Source organism: bacterium (assembly GCA_041648665.1).
Lineage (GTDB): Bacteria > UBA10199 > UBA10199 > 2-02-FULL-44-16 > JAAZCA01 > JAFGMW01.
Genome location: JBAZOP010000008.1, coordinates 32352 through 41120 on the forward strand (window position 1 = coordinate 32352; position 8769 = coordinate 41120).

The window sequence follows — 8769 nt, forward strand, 5'->3', positions numbered from 1 at the left end:
CTCAGATCGCCCCCTTCGGGATGAAGTCCGCGGGGAGGGCATCGACGATCCGGAGCGGGGGATTCTCCCCGCTCGTGTAGGCGGCGAGCCAGTCCCGGTCTACCTCCGCGAGCGGGTGGGCGAACGCGACCCGCCCGTCCTCGGCCTCCAGGAGATCGCCGATCAGGACTGCGCCGACGCCGCCCTCGATGCTCGGGAGACAGCATATCTCGTCGAAGACGGCCCGGTTCGCCGCGATGACGACGACCATCAGCGCACCTCCTTCTGCTTCGCGATCTGGTCCTTTGCCTTCGCCTTCTTCTCGTCCGGGACGCGCCCTCCTGCGGCTTCGTAGTCCGCGATCCGTGCGTCCAGCAGGGCCTCGACGTCCTTCTTCGCCTTCGGGCGGTTCCACTCGACGAGACGGACGGCTTTCTTCTGCTCTTTGCTGAGGTGGGCGGCGGCGGGGTCGGGGATCATGAGAGCGCCACCCCCCGCGGGGCGAGGTAGGATTTCAGGAAATTGTAATTGCGGGTGATCTCGGCCTGCGTGAGACCTCGCGCATATTTCCCACTATAGGCAATCTGCAAGCCGTTTTCTCCACCCCATGCACCTCCAATAGTATCTCCCGTAGCAACGTTGATATCGGCGTGATCCAATGAGAGGGTTTTTGGCAATAGACCTCCGTCCCAGTACATTCTAACCGTCGAACCGTCATAGGTGACAGTCACCAAATGCCATTCTTGAAGGGGCACTGTTGCCGCATTGAAGGTGATATCTCCCACGGAATGTATATAAAATTCCAAATCGCGCACGCCGCCACCATTGAAATATATTAAAAGTGCATATCCGTTCGCGATATATCTCGAACCCAAAGCCGCGTAAGAATCATCTGCTCCAGCCGCCCCGAGGTAAAAAACATACTCCATTGTGAATCCATTCGGGCTATACAGGGTCGGTTTGCCCAGCATAACATAATCGTCCGCCGTGAACGAGAGCCCCTTCCCCGTCGGGGTCGGGTCGTTGGTGTCGGCGCCGGTGCCCGAACCGAGGATGCCGATGTTCGGCGGGGCTTCCCAGGCGGTAGCTGCTGATCCTTCTTCGAACTGCAGGTCATCGACATAGAAGATGATGCCCTGCCGGCCTACCGTCTGAATGTAGATCTGGGCCATTCTCCCGGTGGCTCCAAAGGCTCTGGATACGGATATCCGCTGAAACGTCCCATCTAATGTCAGGGTTGCAGAGTTGGCGGCACTGACATACTCCCCGGCATCGGTTTGTTCTTCGATTCTCAATCGAACCGTGCCAGCCACGCCGAGGATATACCCTGAGACCGTGTAGGATTTTGAGGGCTCTAACGACCCAATGGGCCGGGCAAGATACGCCCCTTCATAGTTGGCAGCATTATCAGTGACAAACTTGAGCGACCGCAATCCGCTCCGGGCCTGTTCCGTGGAGGAGGTGATGGTGGCTCCATCACTCTGCCAGACCCCCACCGACCCATCCTCACTCCCATTTGCCTGATTCGGCAGCAGCAGGTTCTTTCGCGGTTTGCTGGTGTCCATCAACATCTGCTTATCGGTGGTCGGGTAGTACGTCGTGGCAACGGTGCCGGGTTCGAGCTGGGCTCCCCAGAGGTAGAGGCCGCTTGCGCCATCGCCCGTGTAGTACTCAGAATCGCCATTGTGCAGAAGAATATAAACCAATCCGGTTGTATTGGCCCCCGTTCCGACGCTATACGTGAAAATGCACCGATAAATACCTGACCCCGTATGGGTCTCCTGCATGGTAGCGGTTACTCCGCCCACCTCGAGCGCTGCGGCCCCCGTCACGAGGTCGAAGTTAGACCGCTGTACAGACTTCGATTTATCATAGGCCCACATTTCTAACTTGGTTCGCTCTTTCGCCTTCACAAAAACTGAGAATGTAACCACTTGATTCGCTGCGAATGCTGCCAAATTGACGTTTTGAAGAACCCTATGATAGGTATCGACGCTCGATCCCTCCTTCAGGAGATCCATCGTCGTCGTGCCGTCCTGGGCCGTCGTCGCATTAGGGGTGACGACGGAATCGTCTTTTACCCACGCTGCATTGTCGAATTGCTGGCTATACTTGAGCAGGTTGCGGGCCTGGTCATCGAAGAGGTAGATCGCACTGGCTCCGGGGACGAGGCCCTGCTGGTCGAAGAGGAGGGAGGGATGCCCCGCGACGAGGCAGCTCATCCTACACCACCGCGAATTTCAGCGTCCTCGCTGCGGTCTGCACCTTCGGGGAGGCTACCGTATCGAACCGCACCTTCACATAGGGCCAGCCGAAGAGCTTGCCGAAGATGGTATCGAAGCTGATATTGATGCTCGTATAGGTCGCGGGCAGCGTGACCGAGACTGCGTTCCCGGCATCGTCCACGAGCTCCTGGAAGGTCGAGTTATCGGTGCTCGTCTGGAACGTGCAGACCGTCGCGCCGGCCTCGAGCGCGGCCGGCGTGACCATGCCCTTAAGGGCCCGGCCCATGACGGCAATCGCCCCGGAGAGGCTCGCGTCCTGGGCGATGGTCGCGGTGAGTTCGGCAGGATCGCCCGTCACCTTGAGCGCGCCCGTGGCGTTGCCCTGCGCGAAGATCCCGCTCGATCCGTTATCGAGGAGGACCTGCACGCCCTTCGTGGGTGTGCCGGCCTCCGCGACCGTGGCGTCCTGGAGGTCGTCGATCTTCTCGACCGCCGTCTTGATGGAGAGGAGGTTGCCCGCCTCGAGGGCCTGCGTGCCCGCAGCGCCCCGGTTCACGAGCAGGAACTTGAGGTGGCCGTCCTCCCTGTACGGGATGATCTCGACGCCCGTGGTGTTGTCGATGGCCTCGAGCGCCGCCTCGAGCGCGGCCCCCGTGAGGTAGGCGTCAGCGGCATACTTGACCATGCTTGCTCACCCCCCTCAGGCGACCGATAGCGCCAGCACGTAGGCCGTGACCGCCGCGTTCGTGTCCTTGACGGCCGCGATCCGCAGGGTGCCGCCCTGGGCGATCTCCGCGTTGGCGGGGTTGATCGTCGAGGCCCGCTTGATCGCGTTCACCGCCGCCGTCTTGGCAATGACGTCCGTGATCGCGTTGACGCCGTTGAGGAGCTGGATCGTGTCGTTCGCCGCGTGGGCGGCGTCGCCGGTATTGACGAACCAGAAGTCGATGACCCGGACTTTCCGGCTCATCTCGACGTCGGTGTTCGCTGAGGCATCGGCGACGTCGATGCGGAAGATCTGGGCCATGCCGCCGTAGACGTTGGCATCCGCGACGTTTTTCGCCGAGGACCCGCACACCGCGCTCGTAGCGAGCATGCCTTCGAGGACCTTGTTCGCGCCGATCGCGGTGACGCCGCCGTTCGTGGTGGTCACGTCGCCGGTCAGGGTCTGCTCGGCCGCTGCGCCGTCGGCGCCGCCGATCAGGATCTTGCCGTCGGCGAGCGCGGTCTTGGCCGCCGTCACCTTCTTCGCACCGATCGTGAGGGTTCCGTCGACGCCAAGCGTCGCGTCGCCGCCCACGGTCTGGGCCGCGGCCGCATCGCCGACCGCCCCGACGAGGACCTTCCCCTCGGCGAGCGCGATCTGGGCCGCCGTGACTTTCTTGGCCCCGATCGCGGTCACGCCGCCGGCGCTCACGGTGACGTCCCCGGAGAGCGTCTGTTCCGCCGCTGCACCGCCCGCGGCACCGATGAGGACCGTGCCCTCCGTGAGGGCGATCTTCGCGGCCCCGACCTTCTTCGCGCCGATCGTCATGGCGCCGGTATTGAGGATGGTCGCGTCCCCGGAGAGCGCGACCGCCGCGGCCCCGCCCCCGGCGTCCCCCACGATGATGCTGCCGTCCGCGAGCTCGAGCTTGTTCACGGGAATCGCGCCCGCCTCGAGCGTCACGACCCCGTCCACGTCGACGGTGAGGGCGCCCGAGAGCGTCTTTTCGCCCGCAGCGCCGCCCACCTGGCCGATGAGCACCTTGCCCTGCGCGACGGCGATCTTCGCCGCGGTGACCTTCTTCGCACCGATCGTGACGGCGCCCGTGTTGTCGATGGTGGTGTCGCCGCTCATCGCGACATCCGCCGCTGCGCCGCCGGCGTCCCCGACGAGGATATGCCCGTCCGCGACCGGGACCTGCCCGAGCACGGCGGCTGCGAGTTCTGCCCGCACGGCTGCGATATCGGTCGCGATGAGGGTGTTTTCTCCTGCGATCTTCTCTGTCTGCGTTCCGCCTTCTTCGCGGAGCTGCTGTGCCGATTTAGCTGTATAGACCATGATGTGTGTCTCCTGATGTCAGGTACTGGAGCAGTCCCCTTTCAAAAAAGAGGAATCACGGGCCTTAGAGCCCGTTGTCGGTGATCACGCTGTACGCGTCCTTGACCTTCGCGACCACGTCCACCCAGATCTGCACGATGGTATCGTGGGTGTCGTCCTCGACGTACTGGTGCGTCGAGAGACCGAAGTTCGGCACGGTCTTGACCGTGGTGACGCCCTTCTCGACGGTCTCGTAGGAGATGCTCTGCGGGGTGCCGAAGTTGGGGTCGTTGTGGTAGTAGACGGCGTAGCCGGGGTTCCGGCGGTCGAGGCCCATGATGTCGCCGTGCGTGATGCCCGAGAGCAGGCGATGGAAGATGGGCTTGCCCTCGATGGGCAGCACGATCGCGTCCTGGAGGGGCGTGTTGAGCGCGGCCTCGCGGTACGAGGGGATCTCGCTCCCCACGAGGAAGCCCTCGAGCTCGCCGAAGTTCGTCGAGTCGATGAAGGCGTCCGTGAGCCTATAGGGGTAGCCCTCGCGGATGAAGCCGTTCTTGAACGCGAGCGCGTCCTTGATCGGCGTGGCGCCGGCGGCGCTCCACTGGCCGGTCGGGGTCATGCCGGCATCGGTGGAGCCCGCATCGAGGGTCGCGTAGATCGTGGTATTGAGGTTCTCCGCGATCCAGTAGGCGGCGGAATTGAAGCCGTCCATGATCATGTCGCGGCCCGCGGGGAGGCGGAGCGCGGACTCGTCGAGGCGTATCGAGAGCCCCTCGACCGTGGTGATGGCGGTGGCCTTCGTCATCCGGGTGATCTGCACCTCGGGGAAGTGCGAGGAGGGCGCGGTCATGCGGGGCTTCTGCTTCATCGCATCGGCGCTCTTCGAGTTCTTGATGCCGTACACGACGGGCAGGCCGCCCGAGTCCACGAAGGGCACCATCTCGGTGAACTTCAGGTAGGGTTCCATGACCCGCCGAATCTCGGAGAGCACGACGGGCGTCTGGAGGAACCGTGCATTGGTACCGGAAATCTGTATCGACATGTCTTCTTCACCTCATCCCTGGATGACCACCGGTCCGCCTGTGAATCCAGCGAGGATGCTCACCGTGACGGCGCCGTTCGCGACGTAGTGGAACGAGAAGATGCCCGACCCACCGTTCGCGGCATCCGCGCAGGAGAGCGTGACGACGCCGCCCGAGACGGCGACCGTACCCGAGACATCGACCTTGAGCGTGTCGGGCACGCCCGGGACGATATTCGCGGTACTCGCACCGACGAGGATGGCTTTTTCAATATCCGTAACGCCGAAGAACTTCACCTTCGCGATGCGGTAGTACTTGCCCGCGAGGATCTTCGCCCACGTATCGCCGGCTGCGGTCGTCGGAGCAGTCCCAATCGTCTTGGGCTCGGTGAGGATCTTCCCGAGAATGAGCGTGCCGTTCGTGACGGCCTTGACGACGGGCAACCCCCCAGTGGCCTCGTACGTGTTCTCGCTCTGGATGTCCAGAACGACAATATCGTCCTTCTGGAGCGGCGATGCCGGGACGATGCCCGTGTCGTAATACCCGTCGGGACCGAGGGTTTTCGCGGTCACGGTCGGGGCGCCTTCGTAGAGGATACAGGTGTATTCAGATCCGCCCTGAAGGCCTCCTGCAATGGTCGAAACTACCATGTTATCTCATCCTCCCGGTGCTCTGACGGAGTTCGCGGCTGATCGAGAGGGCGTCGGCCGCCTCCTGGTTCTGATGCGGTTCTCCTTCCTTCTTGCTGGGGCCGCTCTTCCTCGCGTCGAGGAGCTGCGCCGTGAAGGCAAGGGGATCCGTCTCCGCGAGCTGGCGGAGGCTGGCCTCCTTCTCGGGCGTGTCGATGAGGCCCGGCGGGATGCCGCCCTCCTTGGTCTTGAGCGCGGTCCAGGCCTGATCCTTCTTCGCCTTCTCGGCCGCGGCTCGCTCGGTTTTCAGCTGTTCGTTCTGGGCCCGAAGCTCTGCGATCTCCTGATCCTGTGCAGTGAGCGCCGCTGCGGGCTTGGGTTCGGTCTTCGGGGGTTCTGGCATGGGATGCTCCTTTCTCTTCAGGAGGGCCGCGAGGGCCTCGGGCGCGAGACCTGCGGCGCTGGTTTTCTTCTCCACGTAGACCTGCTCGACCTCCGCGGTCTCCCCCAGCGTGGCGACGTTATCCGCCAGCGTATAGGGGGTCGAGAAGAGTTTGCCGGAATCCGGGTGTTCCCAGATCACGGCATCGGGCAGGGTGATGATGGTCCAGGGCATGCGCGGGGTTCCATCGGGCCAGAGGAGCCCGAGGGACGCACCGAGCGCCTTTCTCACGATCTCGATCCGGCCCTCGAGCGACTCGGCGGGCGGAGCCTGGGCGGTGACGGGGGTCCCGCCCTGAGGGGGATCCTCGGCGCCCGCGATGACCGTCTTGATGTCCTGGATGAGTTTCTTCAGTCGGTTCGGTTTCTCGTCGGGCATTGCTGCCTCCGGCTCTTTCTGGGAGAGGATGACGGCCCCGCGGTCGCCGGGCTGGCTGGTCGGGGTCTCTTCGAAAATGAGGACGTGATGGGGGGTGACTTCGCCGTAGAGGCGGTTCTGGCTGTCCTTCGGGCACCAGACGCCAGCCGAAGGCGAGAGCTTGCCCTGGGCGTGGAGCGCGTCCACATCGGCGTCCTCCCAGAGGAGATCGCCGATCAGCTTGGGGTGGCCGGCGATCTCAACGCGGACGTTCGCGGTCGTGCCCACGACCCTCGCGGGCTTACCCGTCTTGGTCGCGATCCTCGCGAGCTCCGTCTCGGGGTCGGTGTTGAAGGCCTCGAAGTCAGGGTGCTCGACCGCGAAGATCACGGGGACCTCGCCGGTGTTCCAGCTCTCTACCGTGGCCTGGAAGGGCTCCTTGGCGTAGAACTTGCCGTTCACGTACCGGTCGAGAAGATGGATGATGGCTTCGTGCGCGTGGCCGGTGAAAGTTCCCGGCTCGGAGAGGAGAGCGCACGCGGCCTCTGCGCCGGGCTGCCTACCCGTGAGACTCGAAGAAGAGGGACTCGGTGAAGGCATTGAATATATTAGCGCGGCTCTGGCTTATATGGGGGTAGAGAAAAAGGTCAGGATTCGCTCTCGTTGGAGGTGGTGAACCGGACCCCTTCGCTGATATGGTTCCACATCGCGATCGCGACGGGCATCACGCAGCAGGGTTTACAATGGTCGCGGCGGAATCGGATCCGGTTGAGCCGGCGTTCGACGCAGATCCGTTCGATGAGGTAGGACATCGCGAGGGATTCCGCGAAGCAGTCGATGATGAGGTCGTGGCAGGGCCACCACCCTTCTGAGGGATCGGGCGAGGGATAGCCCCGATACCGCTCGACGATCTCCGCTGCTTCGGTCCACGACCCCGCGGGATTGAGGACGATGCTATACTGCCCGCCCTTCGGGCACCGCCACTGTGCGAGGGCCGTGATGCGTATCGAGACGAGGTTCTCGATATCGGGCGTCATCGTGGCATGATCTTCCCATTGCCCCGATCCCAGCCGATCATCCGATAGACCGCACGGCAGTCATTGCAGACGAGATCGGGTCTCTGCTCGTCGCCTGGATATCCATCCGGCCAATCATCAGCGGTGCCCGTTGGGGGATCTCGCACAACCTCGTGCAGTCGTGCGCCGCATTGGTAAACCGGGCATCGGTTGTAATGGCGATAGGCCATGACTACCTCACCAGATCGACCGTATACTCGGCGACCGTCTCGGCAGTCTCGCGGTCGAAGAGGACCACGCCATCCCCGCGGATCAGCTGCACCCTGCAGGGGGTCGGGGAGGGCTCGCGTTTCTCGATCCGCAGATAGATCCTGCCCGTGGGATTCTGGAGCGGCCACGAGCCCGCGAGCGCCCTTCGGATAATGAATCCCGATGGTTCGATCGTCCCGGCGGCATAGGCGGTCTGGACCGATGCGAGCCGGCCGCCGTTCGGGTACGTGACGACGAGCCAGAGCGGGGTCGAACCGGCGGCCGCGTCGATCGTGGCGTGCTCGCCGTGGACCTGCCAGCCGTTCCGGGCCCACTCGCCGCAGAGCCACGTGCCGATACTGCCCGAGGACCCGCCACTCGCGATCGGGAGAGGGCAGGGACACCAGCAGGCCGCTGCAGGGGCGGTCAGGATCGCGATACAGAGGGTGATGCAGAGGAGGACGGATCGTCTCATAGTGGTTTTCCCGTGGTAGTGATGAGGGGTTTCATCATCGATTCCAGTCCCAGCGCACAGGCCCGGGAGAGCGTCTCCTGCGAGAGCTCGAGCCCGATCGTCTCGGCCCCGGTCAGCAGCGTCTGGGAGATGAGAACCTGCCGGCGCACGAACTCCTGGCGGCGTTCCTGGAGGTAGGTGATCACGCCGTCCCGCGTTCGCGTGCCGAGATTGTGCATATGATACTTCGCATTGAGGTCGAGCGCGATCTGGGCATACGAGAGGTCCTCGCCTTTCTCGTGGTTCTCGAAGGTCGGTTCGTGCTGCTTCATATACGCGATCTCCTCTGTGGAGTAGCGGATGCCGGCCACGG

At 63.5% G+C, this 8769-nt stretch carries 12 protein-coding genes; all 12 read right to left on the reverse strand.

Going from position 1 to position 8769, the window contains the following annotated elements; all coding sequences use genetic code 11:
- Nucleotide 1: 1 nt before the first annotated feature.
- Nucleotides 2–250 carry a hypothetical protein gene (locus WC683_05005; protein ID MFA4971950.1) on the reverse strand — a complete coding sequence of 83 codons (249 nt, stop codon included), beginning with the start codon at nt 248–250 and terminating at the stop codon, nt 2–4.
- Complete coding sequence (locus WC683_05010) at nt 250–459, reverse strand: hypothetical protein (protein ID MFA4971951.1); 210 nt, start codon at nt 457–459, stop codon at nt 250–252. The genes WC683_05005 and WC683_05010 overlap by 1 nt, the downstream gene beginning before the upstream one ends.
- Complete coding sequence (locus WC683_05015; protein ID MFA4971952.1) at nt 456–2201, reverse strand: LamG-like jellyroll fold domain-containing protein; 1746 nt, start codon at nt 2199–2201, stop codon at nt 456–458. The genes WC683_05010 and WC683_05015 overlap by 4 nt, the downstream gene beginning before the upstream one ends.
- A gap of 1 nt (nt 2202) precedes the next feature.
- Nucleotides 2203–2889 carry a hypothetical protein gene (locus tag WC683_05020; protein MFA4971953.1) on the reverse strand — a complete coding sequence of 229 codons (687 nt, stop codon included), beginning with the start codon at nt 2887–2889 and terminating at the stop codon, nt 2203–2205.
- 15 nt (nt 2890–2904) lie between these two features.
- Nucleotides 2905–4248, reverse strand: a complete 1344-nt coding sequence (locus WC683_05025) for a hypothetical protein (protein ID MFA4971954.1) — start codon at nt 4246–4248, stop codon at nt 2905–2907.
- Nucleotides 4249–4312: 64 nt separating this feature from the next.
- Nucleotides 4313–5269: a hypothetical protein gene (locus WC683_05030; protein MFA4971955.1), complete on the reverse strand. Its 957-nt coding sequence runs from the start codon at nt 5267–5269 to the stop codon at nt 4313–4315.
- Between the two features lie 12 nt (nt 5270–5281).
- Nucleotides 5282–5899, reverse strand: coding sequence for a hypothetical protein (locus WC683_05035; protein ID MFA4971956.1), 618 nt, complete (start codon nt 5897–5899; stop codon nt 5282–5284).
- A gap of 1 nt (nt 5900) precedes the next feature.
- Entirely contained in the window at nt 5901–7277 is a 1377-nt protein-coding gene (locus tag WC683_05040) for a hypothetical protein (GenBank protein MFA4971957.1), read from the reverse strand.
- 47 nt (nt 7278–7324) lie between these two features.
- Nucleotides 7325–7714 carry a hypothetical protein gene (locus WC683_05045; GenBank protein ID MFA4971958.1) on the reverse strand — a complete coding sequence of 130 codons (390 nt, stop codon included), beginning with the start codon at nt 7712–7714 and terminating at the stop codon, nt 7325–7327.
- On the reverse strand, nt 7711–7923 hold the full coding sequence (locus WC683_05050; GenBank protein ID MFA4971959.1) for a hypothetical protein: 213 nt from the start codon (nt 7921–7923) through the stop codon (nt 7711–7713). The genes WC683_05045 and WC683_05050 overlap by 4 nt, the downstream gene beginning before the upstream one ends.
- Nucleotides 7924–7925: 2 nt before the next feature.
- Nucleotides 7926–8417, reverse strand: coding sequence for a hypothetical protein (locus WC683_05055; GenBank protein MFA4971960.1), 492 nt, complete (start codon nt 8415–8417; stop codon nt 7926–7928).
- Complete coding sequence (locus WC683_05060; protein MFA4971961.1) at nt 8414–8767, reverse strand: hypothetical protein; 354 nt, start codon at nt 8765–8767, stop codon at nt 8414–8416. The genes WC683_05055 and WC683_05060 overlap by 4 nt, the downstream gene beginning before the upstream one ends.
- Nucleotides 8768–8769: the final 2 nt, after the last annotated feature.

Bases quoted from the DNA above. Each gene is read 5' to 3' on its own strand.
- WC683_05020 (MFA4971953.1), bottom strand. From the start codon at position 2,889: ATGGTCAAGTATGCCGCTGACGCCTACCTCACGGGGGCCGCGCTCGAG.
- WC683_05045 (MFA4971958.1), bottom strand. From the start codon at position 7,714: ATGACGCCCGATATCGAGAACCTCGTCTCGATACGCATCACGGCCCTC.
- WC683_05030 (MFA4971955.1), bottom strand. From the start codon at position 5,269: ATGTCGATACAGATTTCCGGTACCAATGCACGGTTCCTCCAGACGCCC.
- WC683_05025 (MFA4971954.1), bottom strand. From the start codon at position 4,248: ATGGTCTATACAGCTAAATCGGCACAGCAGCTCCGCGAAGAAGGCGGA.
- WC683_05015 (MFA4971952.1), bottom strand. From the start codon at position 2,201: ATGAGCTGCCTCGTCGCGGGGCATCCCTCCCTCCTCTTCGACCAGCAG.
- WC683_05005 (MFA4971950.1), bottom strand. From the start codon at position 250: ATGGTCGTCGTCATCGCGGCGAACCGGGCCGTCTTCGACGAGATATGC.
- WC683_05055 (MFA4971960.1), bottom strand. From the start codon at position 8,417: ATGAGACGATCCGTCCTCCTCTGCATCACCCTCTGTATCGCGATCCTG.
- WC683_05050 (MFA4971959.1), bottom strand. From the start codon at position 7,923: ATGGCCTATCGCCATTACAACCGATGCCCGGTTTACCAATGCGGCGCA.
- WC683_05035 (MFA4971956.1), bottom strand. From the start codon at position 5,899: ATGGTAGTTTCGACCATTGCAGGAGGCCTTCAGGGCGGATCTGAATAC.
- WC683_05010 (MFA4971951.1), bottom strand. From the start codon at position 459: ATGATCCCCGACCCCGCCGCCGCCCACCTCAGCAAAGAGCAGAAGAAA.
- WC683_05040 (MFA4971957.1), bottom strand. From the start codon at position 7,277: ATGCCTTCACCGAGTCCCTCTTCTTCGAGTCTCACGGGTAGGCAGCCC.